The 17,818-nt window shown below is 73.2% G+C and carries 16 protein-coding genes and 1 tRNA gene; 9 read left to right on the forward strand and 8 right to left on the reverse strand.

Features of this window, described 5'->3' with window-relative positions:
- Positions 1 to 66: 66 nt before the first annotated feature.
- Genes O7603_RS22220 through O7603_RS22230 form a run of 3 tightly spaced genes read left to right on the forward strand, consistent with a single transcriptional unit; the run spans position 67 to position 2,854 of the window.
- Positions 67 to 759, forward strand: coding sequence for a response regulator transcription factor (locus O7603_RS22220; RefSeq protein ID WP_281571727.1), 693 nt, complete (start codon positions 67 to 69; stop codon positions 757 to 759).
- On the forward strand, positions 752 to 2,197 hold the full coding sequence (locus O7603_RS22225) for a HAMP domain-containing sensor histidine kinase (protein WP_281571728.1): 1,446 nt from the start codon (positions 752 to 754) through the stop codon (positions 2,195 to 2,197). Before O7603_RS22220 ends, O7603_RS22225 begins: the two co-directional genes overlap by 8 nt.
- A 57-nt stretch (positions 2,198 to 2,254) precedes the next feature.
- Entirely contained in the window at positions 2,255 to 2,854 is a 600-nt protein-coding gene (locus O7603_RS22230) for a hypothetical protein (protein WP_281571729.1), read from the forward strand.
- Positions 2,855 to 2,953: 99 nt separating this feature from the next.
- Here O7603_RS22230 and O7603_RS22235 read toward each other — a convergent pair whose 3' ends face one another.
- Positions 2,954 to 4,552, reverse strand: coding sequence for a ricin-type beta-trefoil lectin domain protein (locus tag O7603_RS22235; RefSeq protein WP_281571730.1), 1,599 nt, complete (start codon positions 4,550 to 4,552; stop codon positions 2,954 to 2,956).
- A 150-nt stretch (positions 4,553 to 4,702) separates the two neighbouring features.
- The gene (locus tag O7603_RS22240; protein ID WP_281571731.1) at positions 4,703 to 6,943 is read right to left on the reverse strand and encodes a hypothetical protein; all 2,241 of its coding nucleotides are present in this window, start codon (positions 6,941 to 6,943) and stop codon (positions 4,703 to 4,705) included.
- A gap of 125 nt (positions 6,944 to 7,068) precedes the next feature.
- Here O7603_RS22240 and O7603_RS22245 point away from each other — a divergent pair, with 125 nt between their 5' ends.
- Positions 7,069 to 7,773 (forward strand): glycosyltransferase family 2 protein, encoded by a 705-nt coding sequence (locus O7603_RS22245; protein ID WP_281576768.1) that lies wholly within the window; start codon positions 7,069 to 7,071, stop codon positions 7,771 to 7,773.
- 84 nt (positions 7,774 to 7,857) lie between these two features.
- On the opposite strand, the gene O7603_RS22250 is transcribed toward O7603_RS22245, so the two are convergent.
- Positions 7,858 to 8,760, reverse strand: coding sequence for a transketolase (locus tag O7603_RS22250; RefSeq protein WP_281571732.1), 903 nt, complete (start codon positions 8,758 to 8,760; stop codon positions 7,858 to 7,860).
- 2 nt (positions 8,761 to 8,762) lie between these two features.
- Positions 8,763 to 9,539 (reverse strand): transketolase, encoded by a 777-nt coding sequence (locus O7603_RS22255; protein WP_281571733.1) that lies wholly within the window; start codon positions 9,537 to 9,539, stop codon positions 8,763 to 8,765.
- Between the two features lie 19 nt (positions 9,540 to 9,558).
- Here O7603_RS22255 and soxR point away from each other — a divergent pair, with 19 nt between their 5' ends.
- A complete protein-coding gene (gene soxR / locus O7603_RS22260; protein ID WP_281571734.1) occupies positions 9,559 to 10,032 on the forward strand; it encodes a redox-sensitive transcriptional activator SoxR in 474 nt (157 codons plus the stop codon).
- Here the strand turns inward: soxR and O7603_RS22265 are convergent.
- Positions 10,019 to 10,993, reverse strand: a complete 975-nt coding sequence (locus O7603_RS22265; RefSeq protein ID WP_281571735.1) for an NAD(P)H-quinone oxidoreductase — start codon at positions 10,991 to 10,993, stop codon at positions 10,019 to 10,021. The genes soxR and O7603_RS22265 overlap by 14 nt on opposite strands.
- Before the next feature lie 337 nt (positions 10,994 to 11,330).
- On the opposite strand from O7603_RS22265, the gene O7603_RS22270 reads away from it, so the two are divergent.
- Positions 11,331 to 11,420 (forward strand) — tRNA-Ser (locus O7603_RS22270).
- 11 nt (positions 11,421 to 11,431) lie between these two features.
- Here O7603_RS22270 and O7603_RS22275 read toward each other — a convergent pair.
- Positions 11,432 to 11,590 (reverse strand): hypothetical protein, encoded by a 159-nt coding sequence (locus O7603_RS22275; protein WP_281571736.1) that lies wholly within the window; start codon positions 11,588 to 11,590, stop codon positions 11,432 to 11,434.
- Between the two features lie 163 nt (positions 11,591 to 11,753).
- Between O7603_RS22275 and O7603_RS22280 the strand changes: the two genes are divergently transcribed.
- Positions 11,754 to 12,296: a YbhB/YbcL family Raf kinase inhibitor-like protein gene (locus O7603_RS22280; protein WP_281571737.1), complete on the forward strand. Its 543-nt coding sequence runs from the start codon at positions 11,754 to 11,756 to the stop codon at positions 12,294 to 12,296.
- A gap of 125 nt (positions 12,297 to 12,421) precedes the next feature.
- On the opposite strand, the gene O7603_RS22285 is transcribed toward O7603_RS22280, so the two are convergent.
- A complete protein-coding gene (locus O7603_RS22285; protein ID WP_281571738.1) occupies positions 12,422 to 13,132 on the reverse strand; it encodes a class I SAM-dependent methyltransferase in 711 nt (236 codons plus the stop codon).
- Between the two features lie 211 nt (positions 13,133 to 13,343).
- Here O7603_RS22285 and O7603_RS22290 point away from each other — a divergent pair, with 211 nt between their 5' ends.
- Positions 13,344 to 15,170, forward strand: coding sequence for a hypothetical protein (locus O7603_RS22290; RefSeq protein ID WP_281571739.1), 1,827 nt, complete (start codon positions 13,344 to 13,346; stop codon positions 15,168 to 15,170).
- Positions 15,171 to 15,187: 17 nt separating this feature from the next.
- Here the strand turns inward: O7603_RS22290 and O7603_RS22295 are convergent, their stop codons facing one another.
- On the reverse strand, positions 15,188 to 15,970 hold the full coding sequence (locus tag O7603_RS22295; protein WP_281576769.1) for an IucA/IucC family C-terminal-domain containing protein: 783 nt from the start codon (positions 15,968 to 15,970) through the stop codon (positions 15,188 to 15,190).
- A 321-nt stretch (positions 15,971 to 16,291) separates the two neighbouring features.
- Between O7603_RS22295 and O7603_RS22300 the strand changes: the two genes are divergently transcribed.
- The gene (locus O7603_RS22300; protein ID WP_281571740.1) at positions 16,292 to 17,818 is read left to right on the forward strand and encodes a peptide deformylase; all 1,527 of its coding nucleotides are present in this window, start codon (positions 16,292 to 16,294) and stop codon (positions 17,816 to 17,818) included.

Below are 17,818 nucleotides of genomic sequence, written 5' to 3' on the forward strand. Positions count from 1 at the left end.
GGCCTTTACCGAACCCGAACATACCCGGACCGGCACCGGGGGCACCCGGTCCGCAATCATGGGCCGGTGACCGTCGAGCCGCCGAACCGCGGGCTCGTCCTCGTGGTCGAGGACGAGCCGGCCATCGCCGACCTGGTCCGGCTCTATCTGAGCCGGGACGGGTTCGGCGTACACCTGGAGCGGGACGGCACCGCCGGCCTGGCCGCCGCCCGCCGGCTGCGTCCGGTGGCGTGCGTGCTGGACATCGCGCTGCCCGGCCTGGCCGGCACCGAGATCTGCCGCCGGCTGCGCGAGGCCGGCGACTGGACGCCGGTCATCTTCCTGACCGCTCGGGACGACGAGGTGGACCGGATCGTCGGCCTGGAGCTGGGCGCCGACGACTACGTCACCAAGCCGTTCAGCCCGCGCGAGCTGGTCGCGCGGGTGCGGGCGGTGCTGCGGCGCACCGCCGGGCCACCGGAGGGGGTGGACCGGCCGCGGGTCGTCGGCGCGGTGACCCTCGATCCGGCCCGCCGGACGGTGACCGCCGCCGGCGACCCGGTGCAGCTCACCTCGACCGAGTTCGACCTGCTCGCCCACCTGATGGCCCGCCCCGGCCGGGTCTTCACGCGGGAGGAGTTGCTGGCCGGCGTCTGGGGGTACGCGGCGCACGCCGGCACCCGGACCGTCGACGTGCACGTGGCGCAGGTCCGCGCGAAGCTCGGCGCGGCCAGCGTGATCCGGACCCACCGCGGCGTGGGGTACGCGGCGGATGCCTGAGCACCCGACCGTGGCGCTTCCGGTGCTCGGTGCCGCGCCGCCCGCGCCGCCCAGGTCCCGGCTCGGCCGGACGCTGACCGCCCGGGCGGTGCTGGTCACCTGCGCGGTGGCCCTGGTCTCCGTCCTGGTCACCGCGATCGTCGCGGTGCCCATCGGGCTGCGCGGCGCGGAACGGCGTGACCAGGAGGCGCTGGCCGCGCAGGCCCGTCTCGCCGCCGAGGTGCTGCGTACCCGGGTCGACCGCGGTCGCACCGCCGACGAGGAGCGGCTGATCCGCCAGTTGCGCGCCCAGGGCATCGACGCGTACCTGATCCGGGGCGGCGCGGTGGACCGTCCCGGCCTGCCGCCGCGGGTGGTGCAGCGGGTCGCCGAGGGGCGCAACGTCTCCACGCGGCGGCCGGTGGACGGGCGGCGCGCGCTGATCGAGGGACGCACGCTGCCGGCCGGCAACGGGGTGGTGCTCGCCCGGCCCGTCACCACCGGGCTCTGGCGACAGGTGCTGCTCAGCCTCTGGGCGCCCCTGCTCGCCGGTCTCGCGGCCGGCGTGGTCGCCGGACTGCTGCTGGCCCGCCGGCTCGCTCGGCCGATCCGCATCGCCGCGAGCGCCGCCGCCCGGCTGCGTGCCGGCGACCGGGCGGTCCGGGTGCCGGTCGAACCGCCGGACGAGGTCGCCGACCTGGCCACCGCCCTGAACGGGCTGGCCGCCGCGCTGGCCACCAGCGAGGGGCGGCAGCGGGAGTTCCTCCTCTCCGTCTCGCACGAGCTGCGCACCCCGTTGACCGCGATCCGGGGCTACGCCGAGGCGCTGGCCGACGGGGTGATCGAACCGGACGACGCGGCCGGTACGGGCCGCACGGTGCTGGCCGAGGCCGAGCACCTGGATCGGCTGGTCAGCGACCTGTTGGCGCTCGCCCGGCTGGAGGCCGCGGACTTCCCGCTGGAGCCGGTGCCGGTCGACCTGGCCCGGCTGGCCGCCGACGCGGAGCCGACCTGGGCGGGGCGGTGTGCGGCGGTCGGTGTTCCGTTCCGGATCGAGAGTCCGGGCGGTCCGGTGCCGGCGTACACCGATCCGGGTCGGATCCGGCAGGTGGTCGACGGGCTGCTGGAGAACGCGCTGCGGGTCGTACCGCCGGGGGCGCCGGTGGTGCTCGCGGTCCGGCCGGCGGCGCCGGACCCGGCGGCCGGCGGGATCGTCGAGGTCCGCGACGGCGGACCGGGCTTCACCGACGACGACCTGGCGGTGGCGTTCGAGCGCGGCGCGCTGCACCAGCGCTACCGGGGAGTGCGCAAGGTGGGTAGCGGGCTCGGCCTGGCGCTCGCCGCCGGTCTGGTCCGCCGCCTCGGCGGCGAGATCGTGGCGGGGCACGCCCCGGAGGGCGGGGCGGCGTTCACCGTCCGGCTGCCGGCGGATCCTTACGTCACCCGAACATCGGCCTGACGTCACGCTCGCCGCGGCGCGGGAGGCTGGGCACCTCGACGGACGAGAGGGAGAGTCATGGCACGTTGGGGTTTCGTTGCCGGCACCGCGCTGCTCGCGGCGGTCACGCTCGGCGTGAGCGGCTGCGGCGTCGCCGAGCGGGCCGGCCAGCCGGCGCGGGAGGCGGCCGTCGAGGTCGCCGCGGCGATGGGTGCCGAGGGTCAGGCGCTCGCCGCGATGGGCTTCGACGCCGACGAGCTGGACGTGGTGGACGTCGCCGCGCAGGCGTCGCCCTCGGCCGCGCCCACGCCGACCGCGACCGGTGACAAGCCGCGCCGCGAGCGGGCCGAGGAGCTGCGTAAGCGCCGCCAGGCCCGGGTGCTGCTGCGGAAGAACACCCTGCACGGCGAGGCGGTGGTGCAGACCAAGGACGGCGGTACGAAGACGGTGGCCGTGCAGCGCGGCGAGGTGACCGCGATCGACGGCGACTCGATGACCGTGAAGTCCACCGACGGCTTCAACATGACCTGGCGGTTCGGCGACGATCTCCGGGTGGTCGAGCGGCGGACGTCGGTCCAGCCGAGCGACGTCAAGGTCGGCACCACCCTCGGGGTGGCCGGCGCGAAGGACGGCGACGCCGGAGTCGCCCGCCTGATCGTCGTCCCGCGGAAGAAGTAACCACCGCTCGCGGCGCGCGCGGACAGGTGACGCGCGCCGACCCGCGGGCAGAGGGGCCACACCGCACCGGTGTGGCCCCTCTGTTCGGGACGAGCGTGATCAGTAGACGCGGGAGCCGATGAAGTCGTCGTGGCCGTAGCCGACGGGGTTGGCGACGTTGCGGGACTCGAAGGACCACTGCTGGCGGGTGCTCGTGGAGCAGCCGGCCAGCCGCAGCCGCGGCGTGCCCAGCCACGGGCTGTCGAAGGCCAGGCAGAGGCTGCTGTTGCCGGCCGGCCTGATCTGGTTGCCGGCGAAGACGAACTTCTGGTTGGCGCCGCCGTGGCAGTCGTGGATGTTCACCGCCGTGCCGGAGGTCAACGACCCGTTGGCGACGTCGAGGCACCGGTCGTGGGACAGCTCCGAGTGCAGCGACTGGCGGGTGGCGTCGTACCAGAAGCCCTGGTTACGGCCGCCGTGACAGGCGTACGACTGTTGCTGCGTGCCGTTGCGTGAGTCGTACCCCTTGCCGTCCACGCAGGTGCCGGTGGCCGCGTTGCGCAGCTGCTTGAACTCGAACAGCCCATTGTAGAGCACGCCGTTGCCGGTGCTGGCCGGGTCGACGCAGGTGGCCCGCTGCTGCCCGGAGTTCCAGAACTGGGTGATGCACTGGGCGAACATGCCGTGCCCCCGGAAGTTGGGGTGGAACGACTGCCGGGCCGCGTTCTCGTCCCAGATGCCGACCTCGATGTAGAGCCCGCGGACCGAGGTGTTGTCCGTGCACACCTCGTGGCCGTGGAAGAGGCGGCTGGCGTCCAGGTAGCGGGTGCCGGTGTTGGTCGCGGCGGCCCGCAGCGCGGACTCGAAGAGCGGCACCGCCTTGTTCCGGGCGAACGCCGCGTCGTGCAGGTAGAGCAGGCAGCCGCCCGTGTACCAGCCGGGGAAGTTCGGGTTGTCCTCGACGTCCGGGCTGCCCGGGCTGGGGTACGACATGAGCACCAGCTCGTAGTCCGTACGCAGGTAGCCGGCCTTGGTCATCGTGTTGCGGATGTCGTTGAGCGCATCCTCGACGGCCTGGCGGCTGCCGTTGGTGCGAACGGTCCACTGGTCGGTGTAGGTCGGGTAGCAGGGGCCCTGGAAGAAGACCCGGCGGATCGTGCAGTCGGTGGCGACCGGGCCGAACTGGATCGTGCCGTCGCCGTTCGCGCCGACCACGACCCAGAGCAGCCGGATGTGTGTGTTGCGCGCCTTGATCGCCAGGTGGTCGCCCTGGTTCAGCTCGTTGTGCTGGGTCGGCCCACCGGCGATCAGGTTCCAGGGCGTCGCCCCGGAGCAGGCGATGTTGTACCGCTCGTCGGCCGCGATGCCGGTGCGGAACACCGCTTGGTCGTACGAGCGGTCGCACCAGTTGCCGGGCTCGTGGGTGCCGGGCACGTAGTTGCCCACCCCCTCGCCGGAGATCTCGCTGTCACCCATGGTGATCAGCGCGGTGCGGCGCTGCTCGATCGGGCGGATGCCCGGCGAGCCGTAGAGGGCGGTCGCCTCGGCGGCGCGGATCGCCTCGAGGTTGGCGGGGAGGGGCTGGACGGCCGGTCGGTCGGCCGCGGCGGCGGGGGCGGCCGTTCCGACCAGCATGGGCAGGACGAGAGCGGCGGCGACGGCGACGGCGAGCGCCCGCCGTCGAATGGCCCGTTCGCGCCTGGCGGAGGAGACAGGCATCGACGCACTCCTTTCCGCTCAATCGCGGGACGTCGATTGAGTTACCAGAAGGTAACCTGCGGAGTCAGGTATGTGAATGCGTCTCGCAATCCTTGCGCGGTGTGCCGAACCGCACCCTTCGGACGATCCGGGCGTGCGATCGCGGCGCTCTCAGCGGCCGGGCGGCAGGGCGTAGCCGACGTAGCCGCGGTACTCGACCCGCCACCCGGCCGGCACCAGCTTCGTGCACGCCGGCCGGCTGCCGGTGCAGACGATCGCGTCCACCGAGGACGGATCGGCCGGTGGCCGCTCCGGCAGCACCGACTGGAGCGCCACCAGCTCCGGCGGCCGGCCGGCAGCGTCCCGCAGCAGCAGCCACCACGGGTACTCCCAGTTGTCGTTCTGCTCGACCAGGCCGATCCGGCGGGCGCCGCTGTCGCGTACCGCGTCGGCGGCCCAGCGGAACTCGTCCGCCCACTGCGGGCGGCGCAGGAACCGGGTGTCCCACTCGGAGGTGGCGAAGACCGAACCCGCACCGACCAGCCGGCGCGGGAACCCGTACGACACCGCGAGCACCCCGGCGAGCGCGGAGGTGGCCAGCACGGTCACCGCCGCCAGGGCGGCCAACGACCGCCGACCGCGGATGGCCGAGCCGGCGCCGGTGGCGCTCGGGCCGTCGGCCGGAGCGACCGCCCCGGTGCGGCGGCGGAACAGGGCGTCCAACCAGAGCCCGGCCAACGGTACGGCCAGCAGCAGGCCGTACAGCAGCAGCCGGTTACCCCACGGCTGCCACTTGATCATCGCGGTGTGCAGCGCCAGCGCGGCGACGACCACCGTCGCGTACGCCCGCAGGGACCCCGCGCGCGCCGGGCTGATCCGGGCCGGCCGGGTCAGCGCGAAGACCGCGCCGAGCAGGGCCAGCGAGCCGGCCAGCGGGAACGCCACCCGATCCTCGTCCGGGTACCAGGCCGGCACCGGGAAGACCTCCCGGCCGAACGTGATCGCCCGGTCCTGCGCGTCGACGCCGATCGCGCCGGCGCCGTCGATGATGGCCTCGGCGCCGGCCCGACGCAGCGGCGCCAGCGGCGTGTCGAACGCGGTGTGCCCGATCCGCAGCGCGTTGACCAGGATCGAGGCCGGGTCGTGCCGCTCCATCGGGATCGACTCGCGCAGCCGGGGCGGCCCGAGCGGGTGGCCGAACTCGGCGGTCACCCGGGCCAGGAACGGGCCGACCACCGCCACCGCGACGAGCATGATCAGGACTGACCCGACGACCGTACGGGCGACGCCGCCCGCGCGAGGCGCCGCGACCGGCCGTGCTGCGGAGCCCGCCGCGCGGGCGCCCTGCCCGGCGACCCGGGCCAGCCGGAGCTGGGCGAGGCCCCAGAGCACCAGCAGCGGGCCGACCGCGATCAGGCCGCTGGTCTTGGTCACCGCGGTCAGCCCGGTGGCCGCACCGAGACCGAGCAGGGTGCCCAGGCCGGTACGCCGGCGCAGCCCGTCCAGCGCCAGGGTCGCGACGCAGCCGACCCAGGCCGCGACCACCAGGTCGGTCTGCGTGCTGGTCGCCTGGAGCGCCACCATCGGCGTGGTGGCCAGCACGAACGCGGCGACCAGCTGGGCCCGCCGACCCCCGCCGAGCTGCGCCGTGATCCGCGCGGCCAGCAACAGGCAACCCACCCCGGCCGCCCACTGCACCAGGTTGTGCAGCCCGTCGCCGCCGGTCAGCAGGCGCAGGTGCAGCAGCAGATACTCGGCGCCGGGCGGGATGGTCACCTGCCGGTGGATGGCGGTCGGCCAGAAGTCCAGGTCGCCCTGGGCCACCCAGTGCTCCACCTTGGGCAGGTGGTACGTCTGCGAGTCGAAGTTGTTCGGCTCGGCGAGCAGCGCGATCAGCAGTTCGACGAGGACCAGCCCGCCCACCGTGCCGGCCAGCAGCCGCTCGCCGCGCCCCGCCGTACGCCACCGCTCGGCCAACCGCGCCCGCCACCCGGCGCCGACCGGCCGAGCGTCGGGAGTCGGCGCGGTCGCGACCGCGCGCGCGTCGTCCGTCGTGGCGGCGGAGGTGTCGGTGACCGGCCCGGCGGCCGCGCCGACCAGTGCCTGCCGGGGTGCGGCCGTGACCGTCTGCCCAGACCGCGCGGCGTCCCGCCGGCGACGCCAACCGGCCGCCCCGGCCGCGGCCGCCAGGAAGACCAACCAGGCGCTCAGGAACGCGGGCCGGGTCAGCGCGCCCACCGCACCGAGCGCCTCGACGGTGAGCACCGCGAAGCTTCCGGTGATCAGCGCGGCCCGGACCACGGCCAGCCGTAACGGCGCCGTCACACCGTCGCCGGCGGGCCGGCTCGCGACGACGAGAAGGAGCATCGCGGCGGCCGGCGCCACCGCGAGAAGGGAGCCGGCTGCCGACATGGCGGGAAGTAAACACCATCGGACTGGATTCGCCACGCCGGTTGCCCTACGGTGGCGGCCACCGCCCCGCTGACCTGCCAGGCTAGGCTAGGCCAGATATATTGTCCGCCACCGTGGAGAATCCCGTGAAGCTCTCGATCCTCATGCCGGTCTACAACGAGGAAGAACGCATCGCGGATGCCCTGAAGCAGGCATTGGCGGTCGATTACCCGTGCGAGATCGAATTGGTCGTGGTCGACGACGGCAGCCGTGACGGCACCGGGGAAATTCTCGGTCGCGCCGACGACCAGCGGTTGCGGGTCATCACCCACCAGCGAAACGCGGGCAAGGGCGCGGCCATCAAGACGGCGGTGGACAGCGCCGAGGGTGAATACATGGTCATCCTCGACGCCGACCTGGAGTACGACCCGCAGGACATTCCCAAGCTGCTCGACCCGGTGCTCGACGGGCGCGCCACGGTGGTCTACGGCAATCGCACCTTCGGCAGCCACAGTGCCTACAGCTTCTGGTACGTGATGGGCAACAAGGGCGTCACGATGGCGGCCAACGTGCTGTTCAACTCCTACATCGGCGACCTGGAGACCTGCTTCAAGCTGATGCCGGTCGCGCTCTACCGCTCGCTCGACGTCCGGTCTCGCGGCTTCGGCATGGAGGCCGAGGTCACCGGCAAGCTGCTGCGCCGCCGGATCCGCCCCTACGAGGTGCCGATCAGCTACCGCGCCCGGAATCGCGAAGAGGGCAAGAAGATCACGTGGAAGGACGGCGTCGAGGCGCTCTGGATCCTCGGCCGGGAGCGCACCCGCCGCCGTCCCACCGCGCCGGCCCGCTGAGGCCCGCGCCCGCAGTCAATCGCACAAGCCCGGCGCTCGCAGCTGGTCGCAGAGGCCCGGCGCCGGCGGCGACCCGCCCGCCGCTCAGTGGCCGACGGGCACCAGCGCCGAATCCAGGAAGCCGGCGACCGACCGGCGCAGGCCGGCGGCGTCCAGGCCGTGCCACCGGGTGTGGTCCTCCGGCGCGCCGTAGCGGCGCAGATCCTCCCGCCCCACCCCCAGGGCCAGCAGCCGGTGCGGCCGGTCGGCCAGCGCCGCCGACACCACCCGGCTCGACGTGCCGGCCAGGTACGGCTCCACCAGGATCACCTCGGTACCGGCCAGCGACCGCAGCCCCGCCGTGTCGAACGGCCGCGGCCGGTTGGTGTACGCCACCGTCACCGGCAGGTCGGCCACCGCGGCCACCGCCGCGTCCAGCGCCGGTCCGACCGCCACCAGCAGCGGCGCGCCCGGGCCCGCGTCCCGCACCACCGCGAGCGCGCCGTCGCCGCCGAGCGGCCGGTCGTTCCGCAGCGTCGAGAGCCGTACGTACGCCGACCCGTCGCCGGCCACCACGTCGCGCAGCAGCGCGGCCACCTCGCCGGGGTGCCCGGGCACGTGCACGGCCCAGCCGTTCAGGGTGTCGATCAGTGCGACGTCGGCCGGTGAGAGGTGGGTCCGCCCGGCCGCCGCCCGGTCGTACGAGGCGCCGACGCTGACCAGCACCGCGTTCGCGCCCTGGTGGTCCAGGTCCAGCTTGAGCTGCTCGTACGCCCGCTCGACCAGGAACGGCGCGTAGCTGTGCACGATCGGTCGCAGCCCGGCGAGGGCGAGCCCGCCGGCCACCCCGACCATCAGCTGCTCCCGGATGCCCACGTTCAGCACCCGGTCCGGGTGCCGTTCGGCGGCCGGCGCGAAGGCGGCGGCGGAGATGTCGGCGAGCACCAGCGCGGTGCGTGGGTCCTCGGCCAGCAGGTCCGTCGCGGTGTGGACGAAGGTCTCCCGCATCGTCACTCCTCCCCGTCGACGACCGCGACGACGACGTGCGGCCGGTGGTTGTCGTGCCCGGTGAGGGCGGCGTGCAGCGCGTCGTGGTCGCGCCCGTCGACGGTGGCGGCGGTCCAGCCGTTCACCGCGAAGCAGGCGGCCGCGCCACCGTTCCAGCCGTGGGTGGCCGAGCGGTTGTCGACCACCACCACCGTCAGGTTGGCCAGGCCGGTGGCGCCGGCGTACGCGATCGCCTCGTGGTTGGAGCCCTCGTCCAGTTCCGCGTCGCCGATCAGCACGTACACCCGGGGGGTGAGCAGGCCCTGCGCCCGCAGCCCGAGCGCGGTGCCGATGCCCAGGCCGAGACCGTGGCCGAGCGACCCGGAGCCGATCTCCACCCCGGGCACCAGCGTCCGGTCCGGGTGGTCGCCGAGCCGGCTGCCGGGCCCGCCCTGGTCGTCCAGCCAGTCGTCGGGGATGAAGCCCTTCGCGGCGAGCACCGCGTAGTAGCCGGCGACGGCGTGGCCCTTGGAGAGCAGGAACCGGTCCCGCTCGGGGTCGTCGACGCTGTCCGGGGTGATCCGGAGGATCCGGTCGTAGAGCACCCAGAGCACGTCGACGGTCGAGTACACGTTGGCGCCGAACTCGCGGCCGGCGCGTACCCGGTGCAGCGCGGCCGCGACCGGCTCCGGCACCGGTGGCGCCGGCACCGTCCGGTGCACGGCGGCCGGGTTGGCCGTGGTCGGGGCGGCGTTGGCGGTTGTCGTGGTCATGCGGATAGCCTGCAAGTTGAAGCCCACTTCAACTCAAGGCGACAGGATGCACGAGTCGATCACCATCGGTCAGCTCTCCGCCCGCAGCGGGGTGGCCCCGTCCGCGCTGCGCTACTACGAGCGGCTGGGTCTGATCCGCGCCGAGCGCACCGGCGGCAACCAGCGCCGGTACCCGCGCACCGAGCTGCGCCGGGTGGCCTTCATCCGGATCTCCCAGCAGGTCGGCGTCTCGCTGGAGGAGATCCGGGCCGCGCTCGACTCGCTGCCCGCCTCGCGTACGCCGACCGCGTCCGACTGGGCGCGGCTCTCCGCGACCTGGCGGCAGCGGCTGGACGAGCGGATCCGGCTGATGACCAAGCTCCGCGACGACCTGGACGGCTGCATCGGTTGCGGCTGCCTGTCGTTGCAGCGCTGCACCCTCTACAACCCGGGCGACACCCTGGCCGGCGAGGGGCCGGGCGCACGACTGATGCTGCCCCGCCCGGCCGACGACGCGGAAGCCGCCGTCATCCCGTCGTGAGCAGCACCTTGCCGACGTGGTCGCCCTCGATCAGCCGGTGCGCGTCCGCGGCCGCCGCCATCGGCAGCCGGTGGTCCACCACGGGCCGCACCCGTCCCGCCTCGACCAGCGGCCACACCTCGTCCCGGACGCCCCGGACGATCTCGGCCTTCTCCTCCGGCGGCCGGGACCGCAGCGTGGTCGCGGCCACCGTGCCCCGCTTGGTCATCAAGGCGCCGAGGTCCAGCTCGGCCTTGCGGCCGCCCTGCATGCCGATCACCACCAGCCGGCCGCCGGTGGCCAGCGCCGCCACGTTCCGACCCAGGTAGGACGCGCCCATGATGTCGAGGACGACGTCCGCGCCCCGGCCGTCGGTGATCCGCTCCACCTCCGCCACGAAGTCCTGCTCCCGATAGTCGATCGCGTACGCGGCGCCCAGCTCGCGGAGCCGGTCGTGCTTGGTCGCGCGGGCGGTCACCAGCACCGTGGCGCCGAGCGCCACCCCGAGCTGGATCGCGAACGTGCCGATCCCGCTGCCGCCGCCGTGCACCAGCAGCGTCTCGCCGGCGCGCAGCCCGGCCTGCCGCACCACGTTCGACCAGACGGTGCAGGCCACCTCGGGCAGGGCCGCCGCGTCGACCAGGTCGACGCCGGCCGGCACCGGCAGCAGCTGCCCGGCCGGCACCGCCACCCGCTCGGCGTATCCGCCGCCGGCGAGCAGCGCGCAGACCTCCTGGCCGACCTCCCAGCCGGCCACGCCCGGCCCGGTCGCGCTGATCACCCCCGAGCACTCCAGCCCGGGGTACGCCGGGGCGCCCGGCGGGGGCGGGTAGTGCCCCTGCCGTTGCAGCAGGTCCGCCCGGTTGACCGCGCTGGCCCGCACGTCCACCAGCACCTCACCGGGGCCCGGCTCGGGGTCGGGCACCTCCGTCCAGACCAGCGCGTCGGGTCCACCGGGCTCGGGAACGGTGATCGCTCGCATGGCCCAGTCTTACCCGATTCCCCCGCCCGGGCACGTGGGGGGCCCACACCCCCGGCTGCCAGCCCTCGGCGAGGTGTTTGCCGCACCGTACGGTCCGCGCCCGACCCGGTGTCCGGGCTCGGCCGGGCCGAGCCGGAACGCCGCCATCGGCGCATCCGGCCGGATGCTCGACGATGCGGCCACTGTGGACCGCGGCGCGGCGCGATCCCGGTGGTCAGCGGGCCCGCCTGGCCCCGCCTCACACCGGTGCCGCGTCCGGCCGGAGTAACGCCACCGCTCGCCCGACCCCGCGGCATGGCAGACTAGGCACGGCCGCGCACCTCCGGGGCGCGGCCCGGGAGGGTTCGCCTAGTGGCCGATGGCGCTGGTCTTGAAAACCGGTAAGGCAGCGATGTCTTCGTGGGTTCGAATCCCACACCCTCCGCCAATCCGCAGGCCTTAGTCAGGCGGGTCCGCCGGCCGTCGCTCCTGGCGGATCTTCTCCTCGGCCAGCCGCCGCACCGCGCGCCGGCGCTCTTCGGCGATCGCCCGACCGTCCGGACGTCGCCGGATGGCGTCCACCAGGGCGGCGAGGAAGTCGCGCCAGATTCTGGTCAAGAATTTTCTCCCGCGACGGTTGCTTCCTCAACGGTAGTGAGGTGACGGGTGAAGGGGCTGAGACGAACGGCTCGGTGACACCTGGCGCTTCCGGTCGATTACCGGGGCGTCGCAGGGTAAGAAGGGGCAGAAGTCTGCGCGCAACCCGGAAGGACGCGTTTCGATGACCCTGGAACGACCCATCGCCCCGGACCCGTACGAGCTGCTGCCGACCGTGCCGTCGTTCACGCTGACCAGTGACGACGTGCAGAACGGCGAGCCGATGGATGTGCGGCACGCGCACGGCAGCGTCGGCGGCGAGAACCTCTCCCCGCAGCTCACCTGGTCGGACTTCCCCGCGGAGACCCGGAGCTTCACGGTGACCTGCTTCGACCCCGACGCCCCCACCGGCAGTGGATTCTGGCACTGGGTGCTGGTCAACGTGCCGGCCACCGTCACCCAGCTGCCGACGGGCGCGGGCGGCGCCGCGGGCGCCGACCTGGGCGGGGCCTTCGCCGTCCGCAGCGACTACGGCGAGCAGGGCTACGGCGGCGCCGCCCCGCCCGCCGGCGACCGGCCGCACCGGTACGTCTTCGCCGTGCACGCCCTGGACGTGGACCGGCTCGACCTGACTCCGGACGCCAGCCCCGCCTACGTCGGCTTCAACCTGACCTTCCACACCCTGGCCCGAGCGGTGATCCGCCCCACGTACCAGATCAAGGAGTAGTCCCCCGCCCGCCTCTCCCGCGATCTTGCACTTTGCGCCCCGACGAACGGGGCGAATGCCGCGAAACAGGGGCCGAAACTGCAAGATCGCGGGAGAGCGGCGGGGGCCGGCGGTGCGGGGGCGGGTCAGGCGGGGACGCGGGCTACGGCGAAGACGGACTGGCCGAAGGGCGGGCGGACCACCTGTTCGGCGGCCTTCGTGGCCGGCAGCACGAGGGTGTCGTAGACCTTGACCATCGGGCCCTCCTTCGGCATCAGCCGGAAGACCTTGGTCGCCATGAAGTAGCCCAGCAGGCCGAGCGCGTTCGCGTAGTGGATCTTCTCCACGGTGAGCCCGGCCCCGGTCATCGCCGCCGACAGCGTCTTCTTCGTGTAGCGGCGCACGTGCCCGGTGGCGATGTCCGCCGGGCTCATCGCGAACTGGAAGGCCGGCACGATGATGACCACCGCGCCGCCGGGCCGGACCAATTCGCGCATGCTGCGCAGCGCGCCCACATGGTCCTCGATGTGCTCCAGGACGTTGTACGAGACCACGGCGCTGTAGTCGCCCCGCTCCGAGTGCGGCAGAAGCATCTCGCGGACGTCGATGCTCGGCTGGTCGGCCAGCCGCTCCTTGAGCTGGAGCAGCCGGTCCGGATCCGCCTCGGTCGCGGTGAACCGGGGCAGGCGCTCGGCCCACTCCAACGCGTAGTCGCCGAGCCCGCTGCCGATCTCGATGGGGTTGTCGCCGAGGTACGGCACGGCCAGTTCGACGAACCACCGGCGGTGGTTGACGGCCGTCGCGAGGCCTTCCAGCACCTCGGACTGGACGCGCTGATCCCCAGTGATTTCTGCCATGCGTCGATTCCTCACGGTATGAACTCGACCCGCGCCTGGACCGACAGAGTGAATCATCCGCGCGGACGGCAGAAGAATCGGGGCGACGTTGTTGCCGAATTGCGGTCGGGGGGTGGCGCGTGATCGGCGGTCAGCGAACCCGGCACATAGTACGGCAGTACCCCGAAACATGTCACGTCGGTGCCATACGCTGACTACGCTGCGAATTGTTATGACTACTCCTGAATCGGACCCCCCGGCCGGTGCTGCCCGGGCTGGGACGCCGGAGGGCGGGCCCGACCGGGGCGAGGGTGTGCGGCGTGGGCGACGGATCGACGCGCTCGCCGTGCTGAGCTTCGTGGCACTCGGTTTCTGGGTCACCGCACGGCTCTGGATCGACCCCCGCAACGGGGTCCGGGACAACCGCTCCGATCAGGCGCAGTTCGAATGGATGATGGCGCACGGTGCGCGAGTGGTCACGCATTTCGCCTATCCCTTCACCTCGGACCGGATGAATGTGCCGGACAGCGTCAATCTCATGGCGAACACATCCGTACTATCCGTTTCGCTGCCAATGACGCCGATCACGCTGTTGTTCGGGCCGCGTACCTCCTTTCTGCTCTTTCTCACCTTCGGGATGATCGCCACCGCGGTGGCCTGGTATTTCCTGCTCTCCCGGGTGCTGGTCGGCACTCGAGGGCCGGCCTGGCTGGGGGCGGCATTCTGCGCGTTCGCGCCGGCGATGGTGTCGCACGCCAATGCGCATCCGAACATCGTGTCGCAGTTCGTCGTCCCCCTCATCATCTGGCGGACCCTGCGGCTCGCGGAGCCCGACCGCTGGCTGCGCAACGGCGTCCTGCTCGCGCTCGTGATCGTCTGGCAGGCGTTCCTCAACCTCGAGATCCTGTTGATGACCGCGATCGGGCTGGGCGTGGTAGTGGCCGCGCTCGCCATCGGGCGGCGGGACCTGCGGCTACGCGCCCGCCCCTTTCTCGCCGGCCTGGGCGTCGCCGCCGCCGTCGCGCTGCTGCTGCTGGCTTACCCGCTCTACGTGCAGTTCTTCGGGCCGGGGGCGTATCAGGGGCTGTCCCGGCTGATCCGGGGCTATTCCAGCGACCTGGCGTCGTTCGTGGCGTACTCGCGGGAGTCGCTCGCCGGCAACCCGAGGACCGCCGAGCACCTGGCGAAGAACCCGACCGAGGAGAACAGCTTCTTCGGCTGGGCGCTGGTGGTGCTGGTGCTCGCCCTGGCCTGGTGGCTGCGGCGCAACGTGGTGGTGCTCGGCCTGGCCGTGCTCGGGCTGCTCTTCGCGATCCTGTCGCTCGGTCGCGAGGTGATCTTCGACGGGCGGGAGACCGGCGTACCGAGTCTCTGGGCCCTGCTGGAGGACCTGCCGATCCTGCACTCGGTGGTGCCGACCCGGTGGGCGCTGGCCATCACGCCGATCATCGGGGTGCTACTCGCGTACGGCGCCGAGCGGTCGCGAAGCCTGGCCGCCCGCCACCCGGTGGCCCGACCACAGATCCGGTTCGCGACGGTGACGATACTGACCATGGCGCTGCTGCCCATCGCGCCCACCCCGCTGCCGGCGACGCATCTCGACCCGATCCCCCAGTTCGTCACGTCCGGCGAGTGGCGGCCGTACGTGACCGGCGGGCGCAGCGTGGTGACCCTGCCGCTGCCGGACACCAACTACGCGGAGCCGTTGCGCTGGTCGGCCGCCACCCGGCTGGACATGCCGCTGGCCCGGGGCTACTTCCTGGGGCCGGACACCCGGCACGGGTCGGAGGAGGGCGGGGTCGCGCTCTTCTCCGCCCCACCCCGCCCGACCAGCAGCTTCTTCAGCGTGATCCGGCGTACCGGGGCGGTGCCGCCGATCACCCCGCAGAGCCGGGTGAACGCGGTCGACGACCTGCGGTACTGGCGAGCCGGCGTGGTGATCCTCGGCCCGCACCGGAACGCCGACGCGCTGCGCCGGGGGATGACCGAGTTGACCGGCATCCAGCCGATCTTCACCGGCGGTGTCTGGGTCTGGGACGTCCGCCCGCTGACCGACTGAGCGCGGGATTGTCGGAGTCAGCCCTGGCGGACGCAGCAGCCCTGGCAGACCTTCGGCCGGGGCAGCGTGAACGCGAGGCAGCAGGTCCGCCGCTGCACCGTCGGCTCCCCGGCCGGGCCGGGCACCAGGTCCACCAGGTCGCGCAGGTCGAGGGCGCCGAGCAGGGTGTCGATCGTCTCGGCCGAGGAACCGGGCAGCCCGTCCGCGGCCCGCAGGATGCCGTGCGCGATGCCGGAGGCGACCGAGCCGAGCAGCGTACGGGTGCCGACCCGCACCTCCGCCTGGATCGACGCGACCATCGGGGCGAGGTGGGCGTCGAGCAGGGAGGCCCGGAGCGCGGCGAGCAACTCGGCCTCGCCGGTGACGATCCGCACCTCGGGGCTGCCGGAGAGGGCCAGCGGATCACTGGGCAGCACCGCGACGGTGGTCGAGCGGCGCAGCCCGAGGGTGACCAGCGGCCGGTGGTCCTCGAAGTGGAGAAGCACGTCGCTCGGGTCGACCAGCGGCACCCGACGGGCGGAGGCCCAGCCGAGCACCACCGGCAGGGCCATCCAGTAGCTGTACGACTTCCAGGCCAGCGCCGCGCAGGCGTGTGGGGTGCCGCCCCAGCGCAGCGTCGCCGCGTGCAGGAACTCGGGCAGTCGGGCGCCGTCGACCAGCGTGGTGGCCGGGGCCCAGCCGAGCTCGTCGGTGACCAGCAGGCCGGGCGCGAGCCCGGGCACGTCGTCCGTGCCGAACATGGCGCGCAGGGCGGCCGTGACCGGTGCGAGCGGCGTGGCGGTGCGATCCCGCCCCGGCATCACCGCAGTCACTCGATCATCCCCTGTCCCCAGCATGGTCAGTTGAGCTAAGGCTAGCCTAACCACAGCTTCCCGGTGGCAGGAAGGTCGGGTTCCGGCAGATCGGGAGGCCTGGGTCACCCGGAAGCCCGACCGGCGGGCGTCCCGGCGCCCGCTCGTACTACCCGGAGCGGGGCCGGAAAAACGCCGGAGCGGCTGGTGGGGCCGCCGCAGGATCGACGGTCATCGGTGGATTGTCAAGCAGACTGTCGGCAAGGTGCCACTTCCGTGTGCGCCTCGCCACGGAACGTGAAACTGAGATTCCCGGCCACGAGGAAGCCGATGACGACCTCACCCCTCGATCGTGCCGCCGACTCCTTCGCCGCTGAACTCGCCCACCAGCGGACCGCGCGGGGGCTGTCCAAGAAACAGCTCGCGGTGCTCATGGGCTTCGACCCCTCCTACGTCAGCCACGTCGAAGGGCGGCGGCACCGCCCGACCGAGGACTTCGCCCGCCGCGCGGAGGCCGTCCTGGAGGCCAGCGGCGCGATCTGGCAGCGCTTCCGGGAGTACGACGACCTGCGGCAGGCCCGCAACGGCCAACCACACCGCGAACTGCCCCTCCCCGGGCAGTGGCTGCCGCCCGGCACCGGCCTGGTGGTCGAGCGGGAGGTCGCCAGCCTCATCCACACCGACGAGGGCTACCGGTGTGTCATCCGCCGCGAGCTCTACAACGCGGGCACCGAACCGGTCACCCGCTACCTGGTGCGGGTGGCGGTCGACCGTTACCCGAACGACCCGGGCCGGTCCAATCGGCACCACCGGGAGCATCCGCTCACCTTCGCCGAGCTGCAGCTGCGCGCGTACCGGGACGAGGGCGGCGGCGAGCGCGAGCCGATGCACTGGCGGGCCAAGCACGACCGGGACGCGTTCAAGGAGATCTGGCTGCTCTTCGAGAACGGCGACCGGCGGTTCCCGCTCTATCCGGGCGACCGGGCCATCATCGAGTACGCCTACCAGGTCGGCGCGGAGAAGTGGGGGCCCTGGTTCCAGCGTGCGGTCCGGCTGCCCACCCGGCACCTCGCCGTACGCCTGGACCTGCCGGCGGCCCTCGATCCGCAGGTGTGGGGCGCGGAGACCTCGCTCTCGGCCGAGGAGGGCCCGCTGCGCACCCCCGTGCAGCGGCACGACGAGGGTGACCGGGCCGTCTTCGACTGGCAGACCGACGATCCACCGCTGAACGCGCGCTACCGGATGCAGTGGCGGTTCCGGGCCCGGCCCGAGCCGGAGCACGACGCCGAGCCGAACGGCCGGATCCGCCCGAGCGACCGGATGCGGGCCGCCGGCGTGGTGCAGCGCGGTGCCGACCTGCTGCGCCAGCCGGCGCTGCCGTTCGACCTGCCCGGCGAGGAGGCGGTCGCGCGGGACATGGTCGACCGGCTCTCCGCCGCGCTGGTCCGCCTCGACGAGTTGCACCCGTTCAGCAAGGGAGTCGGGATCGCGGCCCCGCAGCTCGGCGTCGGCCGCGCGGCGGCCGTGGTCCGGCCACCGGACCGGGCCGCCGAGCCGGTCGTGCTGCTCAACCCCCGGGTGGTCGACGTCGCCCCGGACACCGACGAGCAGTACGAGGGCTGCCTCTCCTTCTTCGACCACCGAGGGTTGGTGCCCCGGCCGCTGCGGGTCGACGTCGAGCACGCCCAGTGGGACGGCAGCCGGATCATCACCTCGTTCGAGTACGGCATGGCCCGGCTGGTGGCGCACGAGATCGACCATCTGGAGGGGCGGCTCTACGTCGACCGGATGGCGCCGGGCGTACCGCTGGTGCCGGTGGAGGAGTACCGCGAGACCGGTCACCCGTGGCGATACTGA

Source organism: Micromonospora sp. WMMD812, from assembly GCF_027497215.1.
In the GTDB taxonomy this organism is placed as follows: Bacteria; Actinomycetota; Actinomycetes; order Mycobacteriales; family Micromonosporaceae; genus Micromonospora.

What these genes read in the sequence shown, in the direction of transcription:
- O7603_RS22265 (WP_281571735.1), bottom strand. Translation starts at nt 10,993, where the DNA reads ATGCGAGCGATCACCGTTCCCGAGCCCGGTGGACCCGACGCGCTGGTC.
- O7603_RS22290 (WP_281571739.1), top strand. Translation starts at nt 13,344, where the DNA reads ATGACTACTCCTGAATCGGACCCCCCGGCCGGTGCTGCCCGGGCTGGG.
- O7603_RS22240 (WP_281571731.1), bottom strand. Translation starts at nt 6,943, where the DNA reads ATGTCGGCAGCCGGCTCCCTTCTCGCGGTGGCGCCGGCCGCCGCGATG.
- O7603_RS22225 (WP_281571728.1), top strand. Translation starts at nt 752, where the DNA reads ATGCCTGAGCACCCGACCGTGGCGCTTCCGGTGCTCGGTGCCGCGCCG.
- O7603_RS22230 (WP_281571729.1), top strand. Translation starts at nt 2,255, where the DNA reads ATGGCACGTTGGGGTTTCGTTGCCGGCACCGCGCTGCTCGCGGCGGTC.
- soxR (WP_281571734.1), top strand. Translation starts at nt 9,559, where the DNA reads ATGCACGAGTCGATCACCATCGGTCAGCTCTCCGCCCGCAGCGGGGTG.
- O7603_RS22235 (WP_281571730.1), bottom strand. Translation starts at nt 4,552, where the DNA reads ATGCCTGTCTCCTCCGCCAGGCGCGAACGGGCCATTCGACGGCGGGCG.
- O7603_RS22250 (WP_281571732.1), bottom strand. Translation starts at nt 8,760, where the DNA reads ATGCGGGAGACCTTCGTCCACACCGCGACGGACCTGCTGGCCGAGGAC.
- O7603_RS22300 (WP_281571740.1), top strand. Translation starts at nt 16,292, where the DNA reads ATGACGACCTCACCCCTCGATCGTGCCGCCGACTCCTTCGCCGCTGAA.
- O7603_RS22295 (WP_281576769.1), bottom strand. Translation starts at nt 15,970, where the DNA reads ATGCCGGGGCGGGATCGCACCGCCACGCCGCTCGCACCGGTCACGGCC.
- O7603_RS22285 (WP_281571738.1), bottom strand. Translation starts at nt 13,132, where the DNA reads ATGGCAGAAATCACTGGGGATCAGCGCGTCCAGTCCGAGGTGCTGGAA.
- O7603_RS22280 (WP_281571737.1), top strand. Translation starts at nt 11,754, where the DNA reads ATGACCCTGGAACGACCCATCGCCCCGGACCCGTACGAGCTGCTGCCG.